The sequence below is a fragment of the Kribbella sp. NPDC004875 genome (assembly GCF_042873375.1).
In the GTDB taxonomy this organism is placed as follows: domain Bacteria; phylum Actinomycetota; class Actinomycetes; order Propionibacteriales; family Kribbellaceae; genus Kribbella.
The window spans coordinates 334,887-357,756 of record NZ_JBIALI010000003.1; the positions used below are offsets into that span (position 1 = coordinate 334,887).

Below are 22,870 nucleotides of genomic sequence, written 5' to 3' on the forward strand. Positions count from 1 at the left end.
CACGGACCGCGTCGAGGCATGCCCATCGGGTCAACGCGCCGCCCGGATGACGCCTGGGGTGGGTAGATCTGATCGCCGAGGAGGCGCACACTCGAAAGAGGTGACCGATCGGCCGGGGGGCCGCTGATCCGCCGGGGAGGGCGCATGGTCTCCGTGAACGGCCAGACAACAACTGATTCCGGACGGCCGACCGAGGTCGTCCGCGCCGCGGACGTCGTCCGCGTGTACGGCGAGGGGGACACCGCCGTCCACGCGCTGCGCGGCGTGAGCGTGCGGATCGAACCCGGCCAGCTGACGGCGGTGATGGGACCGTCCGGCTCGGGCAAGTCCACGCTGATGCACATCCTCGCAGGCCTGGACCGCCCGACGTCCGGCTCGGTGCAGATCGACAGCACCGAGATCACGACTCTCGGTGACGACGCGCTGACCAAGCTCCGCCGACGGCACATCGGCTTCATCTTCCAGTTCTTCAACCTGCTGCCGATGCTCACCGCGCGGGACAACATCGTGCTGCCACTGACCATCGCCGGCGAGAAACCGGAGCGGGAGTACTTCGACGAGCTGGTCGACCGGGTCGGCCTCACCGACCGCCTCGGGCACCGCCCGGCGGAGCTGTCCGGCGGCCAGCAGCAACGAGTCGCGATCGCGCGCGCCCTGGTGTCCCGGCCGACGGTGGTGTTCGCCGACGAACCGACCGGTAACCTCGACTCCCGGACCAGCGGCGAGATCCTCACGCTGATGCGGTCGTCGGTGGACAAGTACGGGCAGACCACCGTGATGGTCACCCACGACGCCCGCGCGGCCGCGATGGCCGACCGGGTGCTGTACCTGGCCGACGGCGAGATCGTGAAGGAGACCGGACGCTCCGACCAGCACGAGATCCTGCAGATCATCGACACGCTGGACCTGCAGTGATCCGGTTCGCCCTGCAGGGCCTGCTGGCGCGCAAACTCCGGACCGCGCTGACCGCGATCGGCGTCGTGCTCGGGGTCTCGCTGATCTCGGGGACCTACGTCCTGACCGACTCGATCACGTCCGCGTTCAACTCGATCTTCACCCAGAACTACAAGAACACCGACGCCGCGATCACCGGGAAGACCGCGTTCGAAGCGGGCCAGAACGGATCCACCGCGCCGTCGTTCTCCGAGACCCTGTTGCCGAAGGTCCGCGACCTGCCCCAGGTCGGCGCGGCCGGCGGCGGGGTCAGCGGTGCGGCGCAGCTGATCGGCAAGGACGGCAAGGCGATCGTCTTCGGCGGCGCGCCGAACCTCGGCTTCAGCGTCGATCCCGCCCTGCCGCAGTTCAACTCGCTCACCCTGGTCAACGGGTCCTGGCCGCATCCCGGCGAGGTGGTGATCGACACCCAGACCGCACAGAAGAAGGGAATCCACGCCGGCGACGCGATCGGCATCCAGGCCCGTGGCGCCGAACAGCGGATGCGGATCTCCGGGCTGGTCCAGTTCGGCGCGGTGTCGTCGATCGGCGGCGCGACGCTGGCCGGGTTCGACCTCGGGACCGCACAGCGACTGTTCGACAAACGGGGCAAGCTCGACCAGATCCTGATCGCCGCAAAGAGCGGCACCAGCGACCAGGAGCTCGTCAGCGCGGTCCAGCGGGTCCTCCCGCCGGGGACCCAGGTCCGGACCGCCGAGCAACAGGCGGCCAACGACGCGTCGGACACGACGAGTTTCCTGAACTTCCTGCAGACGTTCCTGCTCGTGTTCGGCGCGATCGCCCTGTTCGTCGGATCGTTCGTGATCGCGAACTCGTTGTCGATCACGATCGCGCAGCGCACCCGCGAGTTCGCCACGCTCCGGACCCTCGGCGCCTCCCGCCGGCAGATCCTCGGATCCGTCGTCCTCGAGGCGTTCGTCACCGGACTGCTGTCCGCGATCGTCGGGCTGTTCCTGGGGCTCGCGATCGCGACCGGGCTGTTCAACCTGTTCGACTCTATCGGTTTCACGCTGCCCAACGACGGGCTGGTCTTCAAGACCCGGACGATCGTGGTCGCGCTGGTGGTCGGCGTCGTGGTGACGATCCTCGCCAGCCTGCGGCCGGCCTGGCGGGCGACCCGCGTACCCCCGATCGCCGCGGTCCGCGAAGGCGCGTCGATCGCGCCCGGCCGGTTGCACCCGTTCCGTCCGCTGGGTGCCGCACTGCTCGCCGCCGCCGGCATCGCGCTGGTGGTCGTCGGTCTGTTCGCCAACGGGTTGAAGACACGCACGCTGCTCACCCTGCTCGGCGTCGGGGTGCTGTTGCTGTTCATCGGGATCGCCGCGTTCTCCTCGCGCCTCGTCCGTCCGTTGGCGGCCCTCGCGGATCCGGTCGCGCGCTGGTCGGTCGTCGTCCTGACGGCGCTGATCTGGCCGATCATCCTGGTCCCGTTCTGGGCGATCCGGAGGCTGTTCGGCAAGCATCCCGAATTCCCCCGCGTCCTCCCGGACCGGCCGGCGGTCCGGATCGGCGGCCAGAACAGCCGGCGTGATCCGCATCGAACCGCGTCGACCGCGGCGGCCCTGATGATCGGGCTCGCGCTCGTCACGCTGGTGGCCATGCTCGGGGCCGGCCTGATCAAGCCGTTCGAGGACGCGGTCGACCGGATCTCCACCTCGGACTACGCGATCACCGCGCAGAACAACTTCAGCCCGTTGCCGCCGACGGTCGCCGCCGCGGCGGCCAGGGTGCCGGAGGTCCAGCAGCTGACCAGTGTCCGCGGCGGCGAGGCCCAGGCCTTCGACAAGACCATCCAGATCACGGCCGTCGACCAGGACGCCTCCGGGTTGCTGAACTTCGACTGGCAGGCCGGCTCCCAGGCGTCGCTGTCCGCACTGGCACCGAACGGCGCGATCGTCGACTCGGACTACGCCAAGGCGCACTCGCTCAGTCTCGGCTCGCCCATCACGCTGACGATGGTGACCGGCAAGAAGGTCCCGTTCACGGTGCGCGGCATCTTCAAGCCGCCCGCGGGCGGATCGCCGTTCGGCAACGTGACGATCGCGACGACCACCTTCGACGCCGTGAACCCCCAGCCGCAGAACATCTACACCTTCCTGAAGATGCAGGGCGGGGTGACGGCTGCCAACACCGCCGCCCTGAACGACGCCCTGGGCTCGTTCCCGAACGCCAAGGCCGTGACGATCGAGGAGTTCAAGAAGGCCCAGACGGACAGCATCAGGAGCCTGCTGAACGTGCTCTACGTCCTGCTCGCGTTGTCGGTGCTGGTCAGCCTGTTCGGCATCGTGAACACGCTGGTACTGACGGTCTTCGAGCGGACCCGCGAGCTCGGCATGCTGCGCGCGATCGGTCTGACCAGAGGCCAGGTGAAACGGATGATCCGGCAGGAGAGCGTGATCACGGCCTTGATCGGCGCGGTGATCGGGATCGTCCTGGGCCTGGTGCTCGCCGCCCTGCTGGCCTCCCGGCTGGAGGAGATCGCGTTCACCGTCCCGGTCGGCCAGCTGGTGATCTTCGCGGTCCTTTCGGTGGTCGTCGGGATCTTCGCCGCGATCTGGCCGGCTCGCCGCGCGGCGCGACTCAACCCACTGGAGGCACTCCAGTACGAGTAGTCCTCCGCAGGAGCACGCCCTAACCCCACGCGCTGCTAGCTTCGCTCTTCGTGAAACGGATCGCCGCCCTCGCAGTGCTGCTCGTCCTCGCCGGCTGCTCCACGGTCGACTCCAAGGACATCCGCACCAGTGGAATGACGGCCACCTACGTGGTCACCCTGCCCGAGTCGACCGAGGCCGCGGACGTCAGCGCCTCGTTCCGCGTCGGCACGCTGACGTTCGTCGAGCTCGGGGACGGCGAGTCGATCAAAGCCTCCGGTGGCGGGAAGGACGTGGACCTGAAGCACCACCGTGCGGCCGGAGTCACGGAGTACACCGGTCAGCTCGACGGCGTGGTCGATCCAGGCACCGAGATCACGTTCGACCAGACCCGCGGCAGCAACGACGACGCGGCACCGCAGTCCACCGTCAAACTGCCCGAGCGAGTACGTCTGGTCGCTCCGCCGGCGGCCACGACGTATTCGCGCCGGGCGGCGATCCCGGTGCGGTTCGAGAGTCAGCCGTCGGAGACGCCAACGATCCTCACCTGGGCCGGCCAGTGCGTCCAGACCGGCAGCCTGCAGTTGGAGGCAGGCCGTACGTCGGCCAGCATCCCGATCGGCTCGATCAAGCCCGTCGCGGGCACAGCGTCAGCTGGCACCTCACCTGGCACCTCACCTGGCAACACGCAGGCGACCACCTGTCCCGTCGACCTCACGCTGACCCGGCGTACCGAAGGCACGATCGACAAGGCGTTCAAGGACGGCACGATCACAGCCGAGAGCCAGTCGGTACGGCGGATCACCTCCGCGCCGTAGTCGTCTGGTCACCAGTGGGCCGTTTGTCGGTTACCTTCACGAGGACGTGGGTACTCCTGCGGCAGCCAGCCTCAGGGGCGTCCGCCCACCACCCCTCTGGAAGGGACCCCTCATGCGCCGCCTTCCCCGCGCAGTACTCCCCTGCGCGCTGATCGCCGGACTACTGCTTCCGGCCGCCCCGGCCGCCGCCACCCGCGGCGACTTCGACATCCAGGCCCACCGCGGCGGACTCGGTCTGACCGTGGAGAGCACGATCGCCTCGTTCTCGCACGGTCTGCGGCTCGGCGTCAGCACGCTCGAACTCGACGTCCAGATCACCCAGGACGGGTACGCCGTGGTCACTCACGACCGCAAGGTCGACGGCAAGAAGTGCCGCGACACCGCGCCGTACACCGCGGGCGACCCGGAGTACCCGTACGTCGGCAAGTTCGTCAACACGCTGACGCTCAAGCAGGTCAAGCAGCTCGACTGTGGTTCGCAGCCGCTCTCGAACGTCCCGCAGCAGCAGCCCGACCCGGGCGCCCGGATGCCCGAGCTGAAGGACGTCTTCGCGCTCGTGCACCGCTACCACGCGAACGACGTGAAGCTGAACGTGGAGACCAAGGTCGAGGCCGGTGCGCCGTCCGAGACCGCGCCGCGCGAGCAGTTCGTCCAGGTCGTCGCGCGCGAGATCCGCAAGGCCCGGATCGCCCGGCAGGTGACGATCCAGAGCTTCGACTGGGGCTCGCTGATGCGGATGCGCCAGGTGATGCCGGAGCTGCCGCTGGTCGCCCTCGACAACTACGACTTCCTGCAGGTCGGCAAGCCGGGCAAGTCGCCGTGGCTCGGCGGGATCGACATCGACGACTTCGGCGGCGACCCGATCCAGGCGGTCAAGTCCTTCGGTGCCTCGGCGATCTCGCCGGTCGACGGGTTCCCGCAGGGCGGGACGATCAGCGACCCGGCGTTCCGGCCGTACTTCACCAAGGACACCGTGAAGGCGGCGCACGCCGCCGGTCTCGAAGTGATCCCGTGGACCGTCGACGACCCGGCGACCCTCCAGTGGTTCGTCGACCAGGGTGTGGACGGGATCATCAGCGACTACCCCGACCGGGTCCGGGACGTCGTACGGGCGAACGGGTTCCGGCTGCCGAAGGCGTACGACGCTCCGGCGGTCCGCGCGCTGCCTTCCGCGCATGCGCACAACGACTACGACCACCGGCGACCGCTGCAGGACGCGGTGGACCGTGGGTTCAACAGCGTCGAGGCGGACGTGTGGCTGGTCGACGGTGAACTGCGTGTCGCCCATGACCTCGCCGACGCCAAGCCAGGTCGCACCCTGGAGAGCCTGTACCTGCAGCCGCTGGCCGACCGGGTTCGTGAGAACCACGGGCAGGTGTACAAGCACGGGCGGGACTTCCAGTTGCTGATCGACATCAAGAGCGACGGACCGTCGACGTACGCCGCGGTCGACAAGGCGCTGGCGAAGTACCGCGGGATCAGCACGGCGTTCGTCGACGGACGGGTGGTGAAGGGCGCCGTCACCTCGGTGATCAGCGGCAACCGCCCACTCGACGCACTCAAGGCGCAGAAGATCCGCTACGCCGGGTACGACGGACGCCTCGCCGACCTGCAGTCCGGGATGCCGGCGTCGCTGATGCCGCTGGTCAGCGACAACTGGACCAACGCGTTCACCTGGCAGGGCGTCGGACCGATGCCGGCAGCCGAGAAGACCAAGCTGCACGACATCGTCACCACCGCACACCACGCCGGCTACAAGGTCCGCTTCTGGGCCACCCCGGACACCCCCGGAGCCGCCCGCGAGGCCCTCTGGCGCGAACTCACCGACGCCGGCGTCGACTACCTCAACACCGACGACCTCCACGGCCTCGAGGACTTCCTCCGCGGCTAGGAGCCGACCTCCGTGAGGGCGACCACGTCGTCGCCCTCACGGAACGCGCGCCGTTGCTTCATCGCGCCGTTGCCATCACGCAGCACCCGCTCGACGCCGTCCCGCACGAGGTCGACCGCGCCGAGTTCTTCGAGCGCCGGAGCGACCTCTCGCAGCAGCCGGCCGACCACCTGCGCCATCGGCACGGTCTCCCCCGCCAACACGTCCACCCCGTCCCGTGTGAGCCCGTCCCGAGCAGCCAGCCAGTACGCCGCCCGCAACACCTCCGGGTCGACCCTCGGTCCTGGTCCACCGTCCCGCAGCGCAGTCATCACCAGCGCCCGAGCCAGGGTCGCCAACAGCACCGTCTCGTCCACGGTCAGCGGGACATCGCTCACCCGCACCTCGATCGTCGGCAGATGCGTGGACGGCCGCACATCCCAATAGACCATCTGCTCGTCCATGATCGTGCCCGCCGCCAGATGCACTCCGACGAGTCTGTCGTAGTGCTCTGCCGACTCGAGGTACGGCGGTGCGCCCGCGCACGGCCATCTCGACCACATCAGCCAACGCCAGCTCGCGAAGCCGGTGTCCTGGTCCAGGTAGACGGGCGAGTTCGCGGTCAAGGCCAGTAGCGTCGGGAGCCACGGTCTGAGGTGGTTCCCGACCCAGACCGCGGCGTTCTTGTCCGGGACGTCGACGTGCACGTGACAGCCACACACCCCTTGCTCCCGGGCCAGCTGCCCGTAGCGTGCGAACATCTCCTCGTACCGCGGTTTCCTGGTCACCAGCTGAGCGGCGCGCCCGTGCGGCGGCACAGCGATCGCCAGCAGTCGCCCGCCTTCCTCAGCCGCCGCAGCGGCCAAAGCGGCCCGCATCTTGGTCAGGTGCGCGTGCAACTCACCCGCCGAGGTGCAGACGGGGCTGTTGATCTCCACCTGCGCCCTGGTCAGCTCGAGCGCCACGTCCAGGTCGTCGGTGAGCTCGTCGACCACTGCCTTGCTGCGCGGCAACGGGTCTCCGGTGGCGGACACGAGGAGTAACTCCTCCTCCACACCGATCGAAGGAATGTTCACCCTCGACCGGTACCCGCTCACTAACCGGTTAGGCTCTGCGGCGTGAGTTTGCCTGTTGTGACCGCGACCCGGTACGTGTTACCGCTCCGTGAGGGTGGGTCGTTGCCTGGTGTTGTCGAGGGCAACGACCTCGGGACGTACGTGATCAAGTTCCACGGCGCCGGGCAAGGGCCGAAGGCCCTGGTGGCCGAGGTGATCGTCGGCGAGCTGTTCCGCCGGCTGGGGCTGCGGGTGCCGGAGCTGAAGCTGATCGAGCTCGACCCGGCGATCGGCCGGTCCGAGCCGGACTTCGAGATCCAGGAGCTGCTGATCCGCAGCGCCGGCCTGAACCTGGCCGTCGACTTCCTTCCCGGCTCCTTCGGGTACGACGGTTCGGCCGGCAACCCTGGTGACGAGGGGATGGCCCGGGTCCTCTGGCTGGACGCGTTCGTCGCCAACGTCGACCGGTCCTGGCGAAACACGAATATGCTCGTCTGGCACAAGAACCTGTGGCTGATCGACCACGGCGCCGCGCTGTACTTCCACCACTCCTGGATGCCCGCGGAGAAGTTCGCCGGCCTCCCGTACGACGCGTCCGACCACGTCTTCTCGGTCGCGGCCCCCGGCGTACCGGCCGTCGACGCCGACCTGGCCGCCGCGATCACGCCGGAGTTGCTGAAGGAAGTGATCGGGCTCGTGCCGGACGAATGGATCGAAGAGGGCGACCGCGACCGGTACCTCGGTCATCTGCTGGCGCGCCTGGAGAACCGGTCCGCGTGGGTTCCGGGAGGTGCCAAGTGACGGCGCCGTTCGACTACGTCATCCTGCGTGCCGCTCCGCGCATCCAGCGCGGCGAGTTCATCAACGTCGGCGCTGTGCTCTACTGCCGGGCGCTCGACTACCTGGGCGCCGCCTGGGACGTGCGGCCAGAGCGGTTGAAGGCGCTGGACCCGGCGGTGGACGTCGACGTCGTCTGTGCCTCGCTCGATCAGATTCGCGCGATCTGTGCGGGTGATGCAGCGGGTGGACCGGCCGCCGCCACGACGATCAGCGAGCGCTTCCGGTGGCTGGCTGCGCCGCGCAGTACCGTCGTCCATCCCGGACCGATCCACAGCGGGATCACTGACGACCCCGCCGCGGATCTGGAGCGGTTGCTCGACTCGTACGTGCGTTAGGCGAGCGCCGCGGACACGACCTCGCGGGCCTGGGCGAACACCTGCTCCAGGTGCTCGGCACCCTTGAACGACTCGCCGTAGATCTTGTAGAGGTCCTCGGTCCCGGACGGTCGCGCGGCGAACCACGCCGACTCCGTGGTGACCTTGAGCCCACCGATCGCGGCACCGTTCCCCGGGGCCTTCGTCAGCCGGTCGACGATCGGCTCACCGGCCAACTCGGTCGCGGTGACCGCATCCGCCGACAGCGCGGCCAGCTTCGCCTTCTCCTCGCGCGTGGCCGGCGCGTCGACCCGCGAGTACGCCGAGGCGCCGAACCGCTCCACCAACTTGGCATGCGCCACCGACGGCGTCTCCCCCGTCACCGCGGTGATCTCACTCGCCAGCAACGCCAGCAGGATGCCGTCCTTGTCCGTGGTCCACACCGTGCCGTCGAAGCGCAGGAAGCTCGCACCGGCCGACTCCTCGCCGCCGAAACCGACCGAGCCGTCCACCAGCCCGGGCACGAACCACTTGAACCCGACCGGCACCTCCCAGAGCCGGCGCCCGAGGTCTCCGACCACGCGGTCGATCAACGACGACGACACGAGCGTCTTGCCGACGGCGACGTCCGGACCCCACTGGCGGTTGCTGAACAGGTAGGAGATCGCGACGGCCAGGTAGTGGTTCGGGTTCATCAGCCCGGCGTCCGGCGTGACGATGCCGTGCCGGTCCGCGTCCGCGTCGTTGCCGGTCGCCACGTCGTACTTGTCCCGCTGCGCGACCAGCGAAGCCATCGCGTACGGCGAGGAGCAGTCCATCCGGATCTTGCCGTCGTGGTCGAGTGTCATGAACGACCAGGCCGGGTCGATCCGCGGGTTCACCACGGTCAGGTCGAGACCGTGCCGTTCGGCGATCGCGCCCCAGTAGTCCACGCTCGCACCGCCCAGCGGGTCCGCACCGATGCGGACGCCGGCCGAGCGGATCACGTCCAGGTTCAGCACCGACGGGAGGTCGTCGACGTAGTGGCCGACGAAGTCGTAGTCGCCCGCGTGCTGACGGGCCTGCTCGAACGGCTTGCGGCGTACCTCGCGGTTGCCGGCGGCGATCAGCTCGTTGGCGCGGTTCGCGATCCAGCTGGTCGCGTCGGAGTCGGCCGGACCACCGTGCGGCGGGTTGTACTTGATGCCGCCGTCCCGCGGCGGGTTGTGCGACGGCGTGATCACGATGCCGTCCGCGTCCGCGCCGGCGCCGCGGTTCAGCCGCAGGATCGCGTGCGAGACGGCCGGGGTCGGCGTGAGCCGGTCACCGCTGTCCACGAGCGTCTGTACGTCGTTCCCCGCGAGCACCTCGAGCACCGTCCGCCAGGCCGGCTCGGACAGACCGTGGCTGTCCCGGCCGACGAGCAGCGGGCCCGTCGTCCCCTGTCCGGCGCGGTACTCGCAGATGGCCTGGGTGATCGCCAGGATGTGCGCCTCGTTGAACGCGCCGTCGAGACTCGAGCCGCGGTGTCCCGACGTACCGAAGACGACCTTCTGGGCGGGGTTCCGCACGTCCGGGGTGATGTCGTCGTACGCCTTCAGCAGCGCGTCGACGTCGACGAGGTCCTCGGGCTGTGCGGGCTGGCCTGCGCGTGGGTGCATGACCACATGCAACCACACATGCAACCACCACGGACGCCGTCGCCGAACGGTCCTAGGCCGGAGCCGGGTTGGCCGGGGCCGACGGGGTCCGGTCGCGGCGCAGCAGGAAGCCGGTGACGACGAAGACGACGCCCCAGCAGAGCGCGATCAAGCCGAGCCAGATCGCGATCCCGACCACGCCGCCGCCCGGGTTGGCGACGAAGAACACGCCCAGCAGGATCGACAGCGCGGCCCCGAGCAGGAGCAGCCAGCGGGGTGTCAGCCGGTAGCTGCTGAAGGCGGTGAAGACCTCGAACACGCCGCGGATGATCAGCCAGAGGCCAACGATCCAGGTCAGCGTCTTGGCCGTGACGCCCGGGCTGAAGATCGCCAGCAGGCCCACGACCACCGCGACCAGCCCCAGCAGCGCGCGCAGCGGCCGGCTGCCCTCCGTACTCGACCGGAACGCCTGCGCGATCAGGCTGACACCCTCGAACAACACCCAGAAGCCCCAGAGCAGCATCAGCGCGATCGCGGTCTCGATCGGCCAGGCGATCGCCAGGATCCCGAAGACGATCCCGATCGCCCCGCGGACCACCAGCATCTTCCAGCTCGACCCGAACAGTTCCCGGTCCATCTCCAGACCTCCCCGGCTTCCTACCGCGATCAGGGCCATCATCGGCCGGGTCGGCGTCCAGAAGATCATCCAGTAGAGGTGAGGACGCTCCGGGGTTCGGACACCACGGTTGACTTACGTGTTCCGCGCTCCGAGAAAGGACGCTCGCAATGAGTTTCTGGGACATTGTGTGGTTCATCATCATCAGCTTCGCGTTCGTCGCGTACCTGATGGTGCTGTTCTCGATCATCGTGGACCTGTTCCGCGATTCCGGGACCTCAGGATGGGTCAAGGCCATCTGGCTGGTCCTGCTGCTCTTCATCCCGCTGCTCACGTCGCTCGTCTACGTCATCGTCCGCGGCAAGGGCATGGCCGAACGGACAATGCGCAGCCGCGCCGAAGCCGCACAGCAGGAGCAGGAGTACATCAAGCAGGTCGCCGGGTCCACGGCCAGCCCGGCCGACCAGATCGCCCAGGCCAGTGACCTGCTCGAGAAGGGCAAGATCTCGCAGGCCGAGTTCGACACCCTGAAGGCGAAGGCGCTGGCGGTCTGACCTGTCACCCACAGCGGAGGAGGACCGGCGGTGAGTGAATCCGACGAGGTGGCCCGGCTGCGTGAGCGGGTCGCCCAACTCGAATCCGAACTGGCCGCCGCCGAACAGCCGGCGACTCGCGACCGGGCGAGCCGCCGGGGTGCCTGGCGCACCGTTGTGGCCGCCGTACTGATCACACTGGCCTGTCTGCTCGCGCCCCTGTCGGTGACGGCCGTCTGGGCGAGCCGGCAGGTCTCGGACACCAACAGGTACCTCGAGACGGTCGCACCACTGGCCAGCGACCCTTCGGTCCAGCAGACGATCTCGGACGCCGTCACCCGGGAGATCTTCAACGCCGTCGATCTCCAGGGGATCACCACCGACGCGCTGAACGCGATCTCACAGCAAAACGTGCCGCCGCGGGTCAAGACCAGCCTGCAGGCGCTGCGCGGGCCGCTCGTCAGCGGCATCCAGGGCTTCATCCGCGGCCAGGTGGAGAGCTTCGTCGCCAGTGACCAGTTCGCGCAGGTGTGGCGGCAGGCGAACGAGACCGCGCACACCTCGCTGGTGAACATGCTCGAAGGCAAACAAGGCGGTGCGCTCAGCGCGCAGAACGACACCGTTACGCTCAACCTGGCCCCGATCATCGCCCAGGTGAAGCAGCGACTCGTCGCGAACGGCTTCAGCCTGGCCGACAAGATCCCGGTGGTGAACAAGTCGATCGTGCTGGTGAAGTCCGACAGTGTCACCAAGGCCCAGGGCTTCTACCGGCTGCTCAACAAGCTCGGCGTCTGGCTGCCGGTCATCTCCCTGCTCCTGCTCGCCATCGGGGTGTACGTCGCCAAGAGCCACCGCCGGGCGCTGCTGTGGGGCGCGTTGGGATTCGCCGCCGCGATGCTGTTGCTGGGCGTCGGCCTGACGCTCGGCCGCATCTTCTACCTCAATGCCCTACCGACGGATGTGATCACCCGGGACGCGGGCGCCGCCGTCTTCGACACTCTGGTGCGGTTCCTGCGCTACGGCCTGCGTGCCGTCGGCGCGCTCGCGCTGATCGTCGCGGCCGCGGCGTTCTTCACCGGCCCGTCGGTCACCGCGGTACGCACCCGCGCCGGGCTCGGCAAGGGCATCGGGTACCTGCGGAACCAGTCGGAGTCCGCAGGCCTCAGCACCGGCCGCGTCGGAACCTGGACCTATGCCCACAAGCGGCTGCTGCTGATCCTCGCCGTGGTCGCCGGCGCACTGGTCCTGACGCTCTGGTCGCAGCCGACCGCGGCGGTCGTGATCGTCACCGCGATCATCGTGCTGTTCGTCGTCGCCGTGATCGAGTTCATCGGGCGTCCCCCGGCCCCGGCCGGCGGACCCCCCACCGATCCACCCGCCCGACACACGACCCCGCCCGCCTGACCAGGCGGGCGGCGGTTCGTCGTCGGCTTCAGAGCCCGGGCTCGGCCTCCAGGCGACCGCTCTTGATGGCCGCGAGGAACGCCTCGTAGTCGCGTTCGTTCTGGTCGGCGTACGCCTCGGCGTACTCGACCATCGCGTTCGGGAAGTCGTCGTTGCTGTTCAGGTACGTCGCCAGCGCGATCCGGTCCCCCGAGCGCGCGTGCGCCCGGGCCAGCGTCCAGCCGCAGAGCTGGCCGTACAGCGTCATCGCGGGCGGGTCCAGCTTCTCCACGACGGCCGAGCCCTTCATGTCCCGCAGTTGCCGGACGTAGAAGTCGCGGGTCTGGCCATCGATGCCTTCGACCCGTTGCCAGCCGAGGAAGATGTCACTGGCCGCCTGCATCAGACGCTGCCCGACGACCACGCGCTCGCCCTCGTTGCGGGGCGCGGACCGCGGCTTGAGCGCGCTCGGCACGTTCGCCTTCAGCACCGACGGGCCGGCCTCCTTGACCTGCAGGAAGAGCGGATCGCCGTCGTCCCGGCCGCGCATCAGCACGATCCAGCACCGAGTGCCCACACTGCCCACGCCGACGACCTTGCGGGCCATGTCGACGAACTCGAACTGGTCGAGCAGCACCCGCCGCTCGTGCGGGAGTGTCCGCCGGTAGAGCGCCAGCAGGCCCTTGAACTGGGCCTCGAGCTCCGCGCGGCCGGCGTCCGGCAGCAGGTCGGCGATCGGCATCACCAATGGCGGGTCGGCCTTGATCCGGACTCCGTCCTCGGTCATCTCGGTGAGCTTCCCGAAGGCCTTCATGCTGCCGCTGCCACGGGCCTTCAGCAGCGTCCGGTCGACGTTCTTGCGCCGGCTGCGGGACATCTTGTTGCGCAGCGTCTCCTCGAGCTCCTGGACGTCGGCGCGGGCGTACCAGACGTCGAGGGCACGCATCGTCCCGAACTCGGCGCAGGCGTCGCGGTACCGGCGTACCGTCTCCAGGACGTTCGCCTTGCGCTCCTTGCGGGAGAAGCCGTTGCCGCGCCCGGCGACCGAGATACTCGCGACGAGCCGTTTGACGTCCCACTCCCACGGGCCTTGGTAGGTCTCGTCGAAGTCGTTGATGTCGAACAGCATCCGCCGTTCGGGAGATCCGAAGAGGCCGAAGTTCGACAGGTGGGCATCACCGCACAGCTGGGCGGCGAGGCCGGAGACCGGTGCCGCGCCGAGGTCGACCGCCATCCCGAGGGCGTTGCCGCGGAAGAACGTGAACGGCGACACCATCATCCGGCCGTGCCGCACCGGCACGAGCTCGGGCACGCGGATCGCGGCCTGCTCCTCGAGCAGCGCGACCGGGTCCGGACGATCCGGCGGCAGGACGAGCTCGCCTTGGTCCTCCGGGGCCAGCGCCACCCGGGCGGCGAGTCCCAACCGGGCGCGGTCGGCGGGCGCCAACCGGCGTACCGCCGAGGTCAGGCCGGCGTCGGAGCGCGTCGTCCGCGGCCTGGGTGCGGCCTTCTTCGCGGTGACCGTGGACTTGCGGGTCGTCACCGTCGTACTCCGTGGAGACATGCTGCCCTTCCCTTCCGTGATGGTCGATCCGGGCCTGTTCAGACTCCGATCCAGGGGCCCTCAGCAAACACCGGGAGCGACCGGGCAACATCACCCACGCTGGATGAACCGACACCGAAGGGCTTCAGCCTGCCGCCGGGTTCTGGACCTGCGGCGGATCCTTCTGGCGCGCCATCCGGAACGACGTGACGAGACCAGCGAGCCCGGCGAGCACCGGGATTCCGAGCGCGACCTGGAGTGCGATCGGACGCGCGGTCGTGTTGATCCGGATGATCTCGTCCTGGGTCTGCGGCGGCTGTCCTTCGAGCACCTTCTCGAGATCGGTGTTGCTCATCACCTGCGCGTCGTCCTCCAGCGCCCGGGCGACCTGCGTCTGCTCGTCCGGGCTCAGCACCGTGCTCGCATCCGACTTGGCAGTGAAGGTGAAGGACAACGTCGCCAGCATGATGGCGCCGGTGAACGCCAACCCGAACGACAGCCCGAACGAGCCGGCGGCCGAGTTGACTCCGGCCGATTCGCTCACGCGCTCCTCCGAGATCGGCCCGAGCGTGTAGTTGTTGAGCTGCGACACCAGCAGGCCGAGGCCGGATCCCGCGATGAGCAGCGGCGCGATCAGCGCCCAGCCGGAGTGCACCCGGGGCACGATCGGGATCAGCAGGACGACGCCCACGACCAACAGCGCGAAGCCCGCGCGGATGATGCTGCTCGGGCGCCGCCGTCCCGCCCGGCGCTCGGCCAGGATCGCCATCCCGAACATGCTCAGCGACAGCGGCGCGAGCGAGAGGCCCGCCTGCATCGCGTTGTACTCGAGCACCATCTGCAGATAGATCGGCAACGCGATCATCGTGCCGCCCAGCGCGATCTGCTGGAGCGTCTGACCGGACAGCCCCAGCCGGTAGACGACGGACTTGAACAGCCCCGGGTCGAGCAGCGTCGCCTTGCCCTGCCGCTTGCGCCGGACCAGCCAGGAGACGAACGCGGCCATCGCCAGCGCGCCGATCGCGATGGTCAGGCCGACGTACTCGCCGCCTTCCTGCCAGACCAGGATGCCCAGCACGATGCCGCCCATACCGACCACCGACAAGATGGCGCCGACCACGTCCACCTGCCGGGAGCCGGTGTACGGCACGTCGTGCACCAGCCCTTGGCCGGCCAGCACGATCGCGATCACCACGACCTCGAGCAGGAAACCGATCCGCCAGGACAGGTACGTGGTGATGAAGCCGCCGAGCAGCGGTCCGACCGCGGCCGCCAGCGCGGCAGCGGCCCCGACCACGGCGTACGCCTTGACCTGGGCCGCTCCTTCGAAGTTCCCGTGGATCAGCGACTGCATCGCGGGCAGCAGCATCGAGGCGCCGAGCCCGCCGACGAAGGCCCAGAAGACGATGATCGCGGTCAGGCTCTGCGCCAGGGTCATCGCGATCGCGCCGACGGCGTACCCGAGCAGCCCGAGCACGTACGCGCGTTTGCGCCCGATCAGGTCACCGACCTTGCTGCCGATCAGGATGAAGGCCGCGGACACCAGCGCCTCGAGCGCGATGGCCGATTGCACGCCGCTGACCGTCGTGCCGAGATCGCGGACCACCGACGAGATCGAGACGTTCATCAGCGATGTGTCGACGACGAGGACGAACATCGCCATCGCCAGCAGGACGGCCAGTCGCGGACTGGCCGTCCTGCCTGCCGGCCCCTGGCTCGTCTCCTCTGTCATGGCGCAGGTCGCAGGTCAACCGGCGAGGATCTTGGCCTTCTGTGCCTCGAACTCGGCGTCGGTGAGTACTCCGGACGACTTCAGCTCGCCCAACTGCTTGAGCTGGTCCAACCGGTCGGACGTAGCGTCGGCGGCGGGTGCCTGCGGCTGCGGCGCCGGAGCCGGCTGTTCCTGCGGCGCGCTGTCGTCGTACGCCTCGGAATCCTGCCTGGAGAACTTCTGGTCCTGATGCCGCCGGACGCGACCCGCGACAGCGGTTGCGGTGCCCGCGACGGCAGCGGTCCTTGCTATTCCTCGCAACAGTCCCGGCATGTCAGGCTCCTCAACTCGTCGATTCCATGCTTTCCAGGGCGTCGAGCGCTTCCATCACGTCCTCGGCGGGAATCCGGCCGCCGGCCACCAGCTCGCCGCCGGACTCCAGCGCCGCCGCGATGAACGGAATCGCCCAGGTGTTCTCGTAGACGATCAGCGCCGCGAGTGTGCCGGGCCGCATCGCGTTCGCCGCCTCGGCGAGGTCGTCGTCGGCGAGGATCCCGGAGCGGGCGCCGCCGAGCGCCGCGAAGCTGCCGGCCTCACCGGTCGCTTCGGCCAGGTCCACGCCGTACACGGTGCCGTCGGTGTTCTTGCCGACCACCATCACGTCGTACACCTGGACGATGCCGCGATCGACGAGGCTGACGACTTCCTCGGCTGCCCGACCGGTCAACTTGTTGCCGGTGAACTCGAGGAGCACGTAGTCGATCGGGCCATGAACCTCTACGTCTGACATGGTTTCCGTCCCTCCACCAGGATCCCGGCGACCCCTGTTCGTCGCCAGCCTGCCGCGTTCCGGGGACCGCGCCATCCCCCACCTGGGATGAACTCAGCCGGGCAGGACGGCGGGTGCCGCGACGTCGGCCGGGGTGAGCTGCCGGATGCTCAGGATCCGCAGCCCCGCGGCCTGCAGCATCGCGACCAGATCGGCGATGCCCTGGCCCTCGCGGACCCGCAGCCGGATCGCTCCGAACGTCTCGTGCTCGGCGAACGGTCCGGCGCAGAACGCGAGCACGGCCGGCCGCAGGTCCCCTTGCACGACCACCTGGTACGACGGGCCGCGAAGCTCACGTGGTTTCATCGTCTCCCCTCTCCGGATCGACGTCGATCCGTTCCGTCGACGAGGAGGGCGGGTCGAGCACCCGGCGTACCTCGATCACCTCGATGCCCAGGGCCCGCAGTCGTGCCAAGAGACCGTAGAGCGCGGACTGGTCCGGGATGCCGTACACGACGGTGTTCACCTGGTCGACCGCCAGCGTCTCCGCGCCCATGTCCTGAAGGTCCTGATCGGGTACGGCGCCCGCCACGCGGATCTCGTACGTCGCGTCGGCCATCGAACCCCACTCCGTTCCCAACGTGTCCGTTCGACGCTCGCAAAGCTCGGGTGCAGCGGCTTCATCCCTGTGGGGTGAACTGCCTGTACAGCTTGGGCAGTTCGGCCCTGGACAGTTCTGAATGTCCGGCAATCGGGCGGAGAACGCTGGTTTTACCAGACCTGCCGTGTTTTCGTCGAAGGGTGCGGACTCGCCGGACACCGCTCTGCCAGCGATAGGCGATGCCGCATATTGCAGGAGGGGGCAATGCCGAGCGAACAGCATTCAGGGGCGGAGAAAACAAGCACCAGTCCAGCACAGGCACCGTTCGAAGATCACCTCAGAACCACGGCGAAGAACCGGGTGGTCCCACCGGGAACGGTGGCACGGCCGCGTCTGGCCGAACGCGTGAGCCTCGGCGTCGAGCGGTCGCTCACGCTGGTCAGCGCACCCGCGGGCTTCGGCAAGACGATGTTGCTGAGCGCGTGGACGGCGCTGTACCAGGGCCCGGCCGTGGTACGCCGGATCGCGCTCGACGCCGGCGGTGACCAGCCGGCCGTCGTACTGGAGTCGGTCCGGGACGCGCTGCGCGGTCGCGGCCGCGACGTACTGGTGCTGGTGGTGGACTGCGGCGCGGCGACGATGACGCCGGAGTTCGGGACCAGCCTGCACCGGTTGATCCGCGGCAACTCGGGACGCGTCCGGGTCGTGCTGGTGACACGCACCGACCCGCCGTTACCGCTGCACCTGTACCGGCTGGCGGGCACCATCGCGGAGATCCGCGCCGACGAGCTCGCGTTCACGATGGACGAGGCCGCCGAACTGATGCGCGGGCACAACCTCGACCTCAGTCCGTCGGAGGTCGCGGACCTGCACGCCCGGACCAACGGGTGGCCGGCCGGTCTGATGTTCGCCGCGATGAACCTGGCCGGGAAGACCGACGCGGAGCGGGTCATCCGGGAGTTCCGCGGTGACACCGGGAACGTCGCGGCGTACCTGATGACCGAGGTGCTCGAGACGCAGCCGCCGGAGCTGCGCGAGTTCCTGCTCCGGACCAGCGTCGTCGACGAGGTCCTGCCGGGGCTGGCCGAGGCGCTGACCGGGCGTCCGTGCAGCCCGCGGTCGCTGGAGATGCTCTCGCACGGCAATTCGTTCATCCAGCCGGTTCCGGACACCGTCGACAGCTACAGCTACCAGCCGCTGTTCCGCGAGTTCCTGCGCGCCCAGCTGCTGTACGAACGGCCGGCCGCCGTGCAGGCGCTGCACGGCTCAGCCGCGGGCTGGTTCGCCGCCAACGACCGGCCGGTGGAGGCGATCCACCACGCGATCGCCGCCGGTGACTGGCGGAGCGCGGCGCGGTACCTGGTGGAGGATCTCGATGTCGCCGATCTGCTGGTCGGACGCCGTCGTCAGCAGCTGACGTCGCTGTTCGCCGGGTTTCCCGACGGCCTGGACGATTCCGAGGCCTCGGTCGTCCGGGCCGCTCGGGCCTTGGCCAGGTTCGATGTCGAGCAGGCGAGGTCGAGGCTCGACCAGGCCCGGGATCGGATGGACACGCAGGTGTCGTCGCGCAGCCGGGCGACGCAACTGGCGATCAGTGTGCTGCAGGCGGTCTGCGGAAGCCTGGACGAGGACACCGACAGCGGGCTGAGCGCCGTACTGAACGCGGAGGCGGACCTGCGCGCGGCGTCCTGGGACTCGGCCGTCACGCATCCGGAACCGCGACTCCTGGTCGCCGGCGGAAAGGGCCGGGTCCTCCTGGAGCGTGGCGACTTCCCGGCGGCCCTCGCGGCGTTCACCGACGGGATCGCGATCGCGGAAGCGGCTGCCGCGCACGAGACGCTCGCCGACCTGCTCGGGATGGCAGCTCTGGTGGAGGCGGTGTGGGGACATCTGCGGCGAGCAGCCGAGGTCGTCGCGCACGCCACCGCCTTGGCCGAGTCCGTGACGGAGTCGGTGACCGAAGTCCCACAGTCCGCGATCGTCGCGGACGCATGGGTGCAGACCGCACGCGGCAACCTCCCGAGCGCCGAGGAGCTCGTGCAGCGCGCCGCCGACGCGGCCCCGACCCACGACTCACGCGTGCTCGCTGCCGCGCTCGCGCTGGTACGCGCCCGGTTGCTGCGGGCCAACGGCGACATCGATCTGGCGGCTGCCGAGCTACGCGCGGCCGGCACGCGGTACGGCGCACAAGGCGGTTGGCTCAGCCAGGCGATGGTCGTCGACGAGGCCAAGATGCTCGTCGCCCAACACCAGCCTCGCGAGGCCATCTCGGTCATCGAGCAGTCCCCGGGCCGCGATCAGACGGGATCCCTCCTGGTGCTGCAGTGCGCCACCGCCGAGGCCGGCGACCACCCGCCGACGCCGCCGCCGTTCACGGATCGCACCGTCCCACTGGAGACCCAGGTGGACGGCTGGCTGGTCCAGGCCGCCGAGTCGCTGCGCAGCGGCGACACCACCCGCAGCGGCCTCTACCTGGAGCGCGCGCTGCGGCTGGCCGCTCCCGAGCAACTGCGGCGCCCGTTCGCGGAAGCGCCGCCCCCACTGCGCAACCTGCTGCAGCCGAGCGGTGACTTGCTCAGACAGCACCCCTGGCTCCGGGTGCCGAATACGTCCGACGGGCGCGACCGTGCCGCCAGTCGTTGGGGCGTCCCACGGTCCGAGCTGGTCGTCACCGCATCGCTGACCAGCAAGGAGCACGAAGTACTCGAGTACCTGGCCGAACTGCTGACCACCGAAGAGATCGCGCGCACCATGTACGTGTCGGTGAACACGGTGCGGAGTCATGTCCGCAGCATTCTGCGCAAGTTGAGCGCATCTCGCCGGAACGAGGCCGTCCGGCGCGCCTGGGAGCTGGGACTGCTGCCTTCACGCCCGGAGCCGTGATCGGTTCCGAGGCACGACGCGTGGTGGACTAAGGGGGGACACCAATGTGGCGATCGGTGTTGTTGCACGAGTTTCCGGACCATCAGGTCGAGACCCTGCACGGCTTGCCCGGACGCCTGGCGCCGAACTCGCTGGTGCTGGAGCCGTCCGACGGCATCGTGCTGATCGCACCGGGCCGCAGCCTGCACTACGTCCTCGACACCCCGCTGACGGAGGTGACCGGGATCAGTTGCCGCTTGCGCTTCGAACGTCCCGGCCTCCCGGTCAGTTCGTCCGTGCCGATCCTCCGGCTCGGGAACGCGGTCGAGCTGAGTCTCGAGCCCTTGACCAGCTATCAGGCCCTGGTCCGCGTGCGCTTACATCGCAAGTACCACGATCTCGGTCAGCTGCCGAACTCCAGTACGCATTTCGTGGAACTGCGTCTCGACTGGCACACCAACGGCAAGACCTACCTGCGTGCGGACGGGCGGCTGATCGGCTACCACGACGCGCTGAGCCGAGGGTCCCGGCTGACCATCGAGGACGTGACGTTCGGGCGCCCCGGGGCCGTCCACGCCGCCACCGACTCGTGCTTCCAGCTGGGCGAGTTCTTCATCCGCGCGCTCAACCGCCGTACGCACTGGCCGCGACGGAACCTCGCAGCCGTCAACGGCAACTAGCGCCTCCGTTTGCCCATCGGGCGGGGCGTGGCCACCAATCCGGCCAGTCGTCCGCAGGCGGCTCCGATCGTCGCCCCGACCAGGACGTCACTCGGATAGTGCACACCCGTGTACACCCGCGAGAACGCGACCACCGAGGCCGCGATCCGCAGCGGCGTACGCAACCGCGGTACGACGTGCCCGACCGCGACGGCGAAGGCGACCGCGGAGGCGGAGTGACCGGACGGGAAGGACCCCGACTCGGGCATGCGCACCCAGCGCCGCATCGGAACGCCGAGCTCGCTGCGATCGGGCCGGCCGCGTTCTCCGCCAGATTTCTTCAGGGGCTGATTGACCACCAACGAGGCGGCGCCGATCGCCGACAGACCGGCGACCGCGGCGCGGCGACCCGTCGGGCCGCCGAAGAGCGCAAGCGCGCCCGACACCAGGAACCAGGGCTTGGAGAAGTTCGCGAAGTCGGACACCCGCCGCAGGGGTACGTCGAGTGCCGGCGTGGACAGCTGGGCGACCGCTCGGTACACCGCGCGGTCGTACGCCGCGAGCCGCCGCGTCACCCGGCGGATGCCCAACTCCAGCTCGGTCACCAAGTCAGCTCGACCTCGAGCTCGCTCCCGTCGTCCCCCAGCTCGAACTCGAGCTTCAGGAACACCTCGTCGGGAACGTGCACCCGGACCCGCAGGCCACCCTGGTCGAACTCGACGTCGTTCTCCTTGGTCAGCGTGTCGGCCAGCGCGTGCAGGCGGGCGGCTGCGGCCTCTCGGCTCATCGGCTCCTTCTCGTGGATCTCGATCAGATCCATCAATGCCTCCCAGACGTCGTTGGTGCGGTTTGCGCGTCGCGGCCGAGAGCGATCCGCACCAGCGCGGTCAGACCGTCGCGGAAGCCTTCGGGAGCCGTCGCCGACGGCGAGGACCCCGGATGCTGACGCGCGATCCGAACGCGGAGTACGCCGGGCCGCGTCGTGAACCGCAGCGGTGCGTCGAGGACAAGCGCCTCCCCGTCGATACCTGCCGGCAACGGGCGATCCGCGTCGACCTCGAACGTCTTCGCCGTCCACTCGCGCATCGGGCGCATCTGGTGGTCGTCGGCGTCCGCCGGCGCGCCCACGACGGTGATGCCGAGCAGACCGTCGTCGATCCGCGGGCGGGTGCCCGAACCGACCGCGCGACCGAGGCGGTAGCGGTTGTTGGAGATCAGCACCGCGGCACCACCGCGATGTTCGTCACCGCTCGGGTCCGCCCAGTGCAGGTCGAGCTCGCTGCCGCCGGGGCCGAGGACCTCGGGGACGGTGTCCAGGATGGTGCGCAGTTTCGCCTCGCGGTACCCGGTGTGCTGGACCGCTTCGGCGTACAGGCCGAGCGACACGTTGTTCACGAACACCCGCCCGTTGACGTCGGCGAGATCGACCAGCCGCTCGCCACCGTCGACGAACGCGTCCAGGGCACCGACCACGTCGTCGCGGTCGACGCCGAGGTCGAGTGCGAAGTGGTTGCGGGTGCCGGCCGGTATGCAGGCGTACGGCAGTGAGCGTTCCGCCGCGATCGCGGCCACGATCGCCTGGGACCCGTCGCCGCCCGCCATCGCGAGTGCATCGGCACCGCGCTCGACCGCGCCGCGGACCAGGGTCTCGAGATCGTCCCCGCCCTTCAGTTCGATCGGCTCGATCCCCCGGGCGCGCGCCTCCTCGGCGAGTCCGAACTTCTCCGCCTTACCGCCGCCCGACCGCGGGTTGAAGAACAGCACCGCACGCTTCGGTGCGGGCGCGGACGGGAGATCCACGTGAGAGCTGAAGCTGGCGCGGGTCGCCGCCAACGTGATCAGCAGGCCCGCCACGATCAGGAGGTCGAGGCCGAACGACCCGCCCACGATCAGGACGATCACTGCCGCGACCAGTGCCGCGGCGGCAACCGCGAGCCCTGTCCAGCGGGCGACTCCACGGCGAAGTACGCCGTACCACGCGGCGAGCGCGGCGATGACCACGCAGCCCAGCAGCACCAGGCCGCGCGGGAACTCGTTGATGGAGACGACGACGCCGAGTACCAGCGTCGCCGCTCCCACCAGCAGCGCGACCACCGCCGCGAGCCGTTGTCTCACCACTCACCCACCGACGC

22 protein-coding genes are annotated in these 22,870 nt (G+C 69.3%); 10 read left to right on the forward strand and 12 right to left on the reverse strand.

The features are described 5' to 3' along the window. The first annotated feature begins 144 nt into the window (after positions 1 to 144). The 4 genes from ACFYRH_RS18770 (at position 145) to ACFYRH_RS18785 (ending at position 6,254) form a co-directional block, all read left to right on the forward strand. Positions 145 to 915 (forward strand): ABC transporter ATP-binding protein, encoded by a 771-nt coding sequence (locus tag ACFYRH_RS18770; RefSeq protein WP_387776206.1) that lies wholly within the window; start codon positions 145 to 147, stop codon positions 913 to 915. After that, a complete protein-coding gene (locus tag ACFYRH_RS18775; protein ID WP_387776209.1) occupies positions 912 to 3,566 on the forward strand; it encodes an ABC transporter permease in 2,655 nt (884 codons plus the stop codon). The genes ACFYRH_RS18770 and ACFYRH_RS18775 overlap by 4 nt, the downstream gene beginning before the upstream one ends. Positions 3,567 to 3,616: 50 nt before the next feature. After that, positions 3,617 to 4,363 (forward strand): hypothetical protein, encoded by a 747-nt coding sequence (locus ACFYRH_RS18780; protein WP_387776212.1) that lies wholly within the window; start codon positions 3,617 to 3,619, stop codon positions 4,361 to 4,363. A gap of 112 nt (positions 4,364 to 4,475) precedes the next feature. Beyond that, positions 4,476 to 6,254: a glycerophosphodiester phosphodiesterase family protein gene (locus ACFYRH_RS18785; protein WP_387776215.1), complete on the forward strand. Its 1,779-nt coding sequence runs from the start codon at positions 4,476 to 4,478 to the stop codon at positions 6,252 to 6,254. Here the strand turns inward: ACFYRH_RS18785 and ACFYRH_RS18790 are convergent. After that, complete coding sequence (locus tag ACFYRH_RS18790; protein WP_387776218.1) at positions 6,251 to 7,309, reverse strand: glutamate--cysteine ligase; 1,059 nt, start codon at positions 7,307 to 7,309, stop codon at positions 6,251 to 6,253. The genes ACFYRH_RS18785 and ACFYRH_RS18790 overlap by 4 nt on opposite strands. Before the next feature lie 42 nt (positions 7,310 to 7,351). On the opposite strand from ACFYRH_RS18790, the gene ACFYRH_RS18795 reads away from it, so the two are divergent. Together ACFYRH_RS18795 and ACFYRH_RS18800 are read left to right on the forward strand one after the other, a co-directional pair. Beyond that, positions 7,352 to 8,089 (forward strand): HipA family kinase, encoded by a 738-nt coding sequence (locus ACFYRH_RS18795; RefSeq protein ID WP_387776221.1) that lies wholly within the window; start codon positions 7,352 to 7,354, stop codon positions 8,087 to 8,089. After that, complete coding sequence (locus ACFYRH_RS18800) at positions 8,086 to 8,463, forward strand: DUF3037 domain-containing protein (protein ID WP_387776224.1); 378 nt, start codon at positions 8,086 to 8,088, stop codon at positions 8,461 to 8,463. The genes ACFYRH_RS18795 and ACFYRH_RS18800 overlap by 4 nt, the downstream gene beginning before the upstream one ends. Here ACFYRH_RS18800 and pgm read toward each other — a convergent pair. Continuing rightward, on the reverse strand, positions 8,460 to 10,082 hold the full coding sequence (gene pgm / locus ACFYRH_RS18805; RefSeq protein WP_387776226.1) for a phosphoglucomutase (alpha-D-glucose-1,6-bisphosphate-dependent): 1,623 nt from the start codon (positions 10,080 to 10,082) through the stop codon (positions 8,460 to 8,462). The genes ACFYRH_RS18800 and pgm overlap by 4 nt on opposite strands. Positions 10,083 to 10,134: 52 nt before the next feature. Then, complete coding sequence (locus ACFYRH_RS18810) at positions 10,135 to 10,767, reverse strand: HdeD family acid-resistance protein (RefSeq protein WP_387776229.1); 633 nt, start codon at positions 10,765 to 10,767, stop codon at positions 10,135 to 10,137. 80 nt (positions 10,768 to 10,847) lie between these two features. Between ACFYRH_RS18810 and ACFYRH_RS18815 the strand changes: the two genes are divergently transcribed. Further along, on the forward strand, positions 10,848 to 11,231 hold the full coding sequence (locus tag ACFYRH_RS18815) for an SHOCT domain-containing protein (RefSeq protein WP_387776232.1): 384 nt from the start codon (positions 10,848 to 10,850) through the stop codon (positions 11,229 to 11,231). Between the two features lie 30 nt (positions 11,232 to 11,261). Continuing rightward, positions 11,262 to 12,614: a hypothetical protein gene (locus ACFYRH_RS18820; protein ID WP_387776235.1), complete on the forward strand. Its 1,353-nt coding sequence runs from the start codon at positions 11,262 to 11,264 to the stop codon at positions 12,612 to 12,614. Between the two features lie 28 nt (positions 12,615 to 12,642). Here the strand turns inward: ACFYRH_RS18820 and ACFYRH_RS18825 are convergent, their stop codons facing one another. From ACFYRH_RS18825 to ACFYRH_RS18850, 6 genes are all read right to left on the reverse strand, one after another. After that, positions 12,643 to 14,157: a DUF2252 domain-containing protein gene (locus ACFYRH_RS18825; RefSeq protein WP_387776238.1), complete on the reverse strand. Its 1,515-nt coding sequence runs from the start codon at positions 14,155 to 14,157 to the stop codon at positions 12,643 to 12,645. 124 nt (positions 14,158 to 14,281) lie between these two features. After that, entirely contained in the window at positions 14,282 to 15,868 is a 1,587-nt protein-coding gene (locus ACFYRH_RS18830) for an MFS transporter (RefSeq protein WP_387776241.1), read from the reverse strand. Positions 15,869 to 15,883: 15 nt separating this feature from the next. Then, positions 15,884 to 16,180 carry an SHOCT domain-containing protein gene (locus ACFYRH_RS18835; protein WP_387776243.1) on the reverse strand — a complete coding sequence of 99 codons (297 nt, stop codon included), beginning with the start codon at positions 16,178 to 16,180 and terminating at the stop codon, positions 15,884 to 15,886. 10 nt (positions 16,181 to 16,190) lie between these two features. Further along, positions 16,191 to 16,637, reverse strand: coding sequence for a DUF6325 family protein (locus ACFYRH_RS18840; RefSeq protein WP_387776246.1), 447 nt, complete (start codon positions 16,635 to 16,637; stop codon positions 16,191 to 16,193). Positions 16,638 to 16,730: 93 nt separating this feature from the next. Next, positions 16,731 to 16,982, reverse strand: a complete 252-nt coding sequence (locus ACFYRH_RS18845) for a hypothetical protein (protein ID WP_387776249.1) — start codon at positions 16,980 to 16,982, stop codon at positions 16,731 to 16,733. Further along, on the reverse strand, positions 16,969 to 17,235 hold the full coding sequence (locus ACFYRH_RS18850; RefSeq protein WP_387776252.1) for a hypothetical protein: 267 nt from the start codon (positions 17,233 to 17,235) through the stop codon (positions 16,969 to 16,971). The genes ACFYRH_RS18845 and ACFYRH_RS18850 overlap by 14 nt, the downstream gene beginning before the upstream one ends. A 360-nt stretch (positions 17,236 to 17,595) precedes the next feature. Between ACFYRH_RS18850 and ACFYRH_RS18855 the strand changes: the two genes are divergently transcribed. Both ACFYRH_RS18855 and ACFYRH_RS18860 read left to right on the forward strand, forming a co-directional pair. Continuing rightward, positions 17,596 to 20,100: a LuxR C-terminal-related transcriptional regulator gene (locus ACFYRH_RS18855; protein WP_387776255.1), complete on the forward strand. Its 2,505-nt coding sequence runs from the start codon at positions 17,596 to 17,598 to the stop codon at positions 20,098 to 20,100. A 44-nt stretch (positions 20,101 to 20,144) separates the two neighbouring features. After that, positions 20,145 to 20,759: a hypothetical protein gene (locus ACFYRH_RS18860; RefSeq protein WP_387776258.1), complete on the forward strand. Its 615-nt coding sequence runs from the start codon at positions 20,145 to 20,147 to the stop codon at positions 20,757 to 20,759. Here ACFYRH_RS18860 and ACFYRH_RS18865 read toward each other — a convergent pair. From ACFYRH_RS18865 to ACFYRH_RS18875, 3 genes are read right to left on the reverse strand one after another with little or no spacing between them, the layout of a single operon-like run. Further along, complete coding sequence (locus ACFYRH_RS18865) at positions 20,756 to 21,343, reverse strand: phosphatase PAP2 family protein (protein WP_387776261.1); 588 nt, start codon at positions 21,341 to 21,343, stop codon at positions 20,756 to 20,758. The genes ACFYRH_RS18860 and ACFYRH_RS18865 overlap by 4 nt on opposite strands. Next, the gene (locus ACFYRH_RS18870; protein WP_387776264.1) at positions 21,340 to 21,558 is read right to left on the reverse strand and encodes an amphi-Trp domain-containing protein; all 219 of its coding nucleotides are present in this window, start codon (positions 21,556 to 21,558) and stop codon (positions 21,340 to 21,342) included. The genes ACFYRH_RS18865 and ACFYRH_RS18870 overlap by 4 nt, the downstream gene beginning before the upstream one ends. Continuing rightward, positions 21,558 to 22,856 carry a diacylglycerol/lipid kinase family protein gene (locus ACFYRH_RS18875; RefSeq protein WP_387776267.1) on the reverse strand — a complete coding sequence of 433 codons (1,299 nt, stop codon included), beginning with the start codon at positions 22,854 to 22,856 and terminating at the stop codon, positions 21,558 to 21,560. Before ACFYRH_RS18875 ends, ACFYRH_RS18870 begins: the two co-directional genes overlap by 1 nt. Between the last annotated feature and the right edge of the window lie 14 nt (positions 22,857 to 22,870).

Bases quoted from the DNA above. Each gene is read 5' to 3' on its own strand.
- ACFYRH_RS18770 (WP_387776206.1), top strand. From the start codon at position 145: ATGGTCTCCGTGAACGGCCAGACAACAACTGATTCCGGACGGCCGACC.
- ACFYRH_RS18785 (WP_387776215.1), top strand. From the start codon at position 4,476: ATGCGCCGCCTTCCCCGCGCAGTACTCCCCTGCGCGCTGATCGCCGGA.
- pgm (WP_387776226.1), bottom strand. From the start codon at position 10,082: ATGCACCCACGCGCAGGCCAGCCCGCACAGCCCGAGGACCTCGTCGAC.
- ACFYRH_RS18810 (WP_387776229.1), bottom strand. From the start codon at position 10,767: ATGATCTTCTGGACGCCGACCCGGCCGATGATGGCCCTGATCGCGGTA.
- ACFYRH_RS18815 (WP_387776232.1), top strand. From the start codon at position 10,848: ATGAGTTTCTGGGACATTGTGTGGTTCATCATCATCAGCTTCGCGTTC.
- ACFYRH_RS18825 (WP_387776238.1), bottom strand. From the start codon at position 14,157: ATGTCTCCACGGAGTACGACGGTGACGACCCGCAAGTCCACGGTCACC.
- ACFYRH_RS18830 (WP_387776241.1), bottom strand. From the start codon at position 15,868: ATGACAGAGGAGACGAGCCAGGGGCCGGCAGGCAGGACGGCCAGTCCG.
- ACFYRH_RS18835 (WP_387776243.1), bottom strand. From the start codon at position 16,180: ATGCCGGGACTGTTGCGAGGAATAGCAAGGACCGCTGCCGTCGCGGGC.
- ACFYRH_RS18840 (WP_387776246.1), bottom strand. From the start codon at position 16,637: ATGTCAGACGTAGAGGTTCATGGCCCGATCGACTACGTGCTCCTCGAG.
- ACFYRH_RS18845 (WP_387776249.1), bottom strand. From the start codon at position 16,982: ATGAAACCACGTGAGCTTCGCGGCCCGTCGTACCAGGTGGTCGTGCAA.
- ACFYRH_RS18850 (WP_387776252.1), bottom strand. From the start codon at position 17,235: ATGGCCGACGCGACGTACGAGATCCGCGTGGCGGGCGCCGTACCCGAT.
- ACFYRH_RS18860 (WP_387776258.1), top strand. From the start codon at position 20,145: ATGTGGCGATCGGTGTTGTTGCACGAGTTTCCGGACCATCAGGTCGAG.
- ACFYRH_RS18870 (WP_387776264.1), bottom strand. From the start codon at position 21,558: ATGGATCTGATCGAGATCCACGAGAAGGAGCCGATGAGCCGAGAGGCC.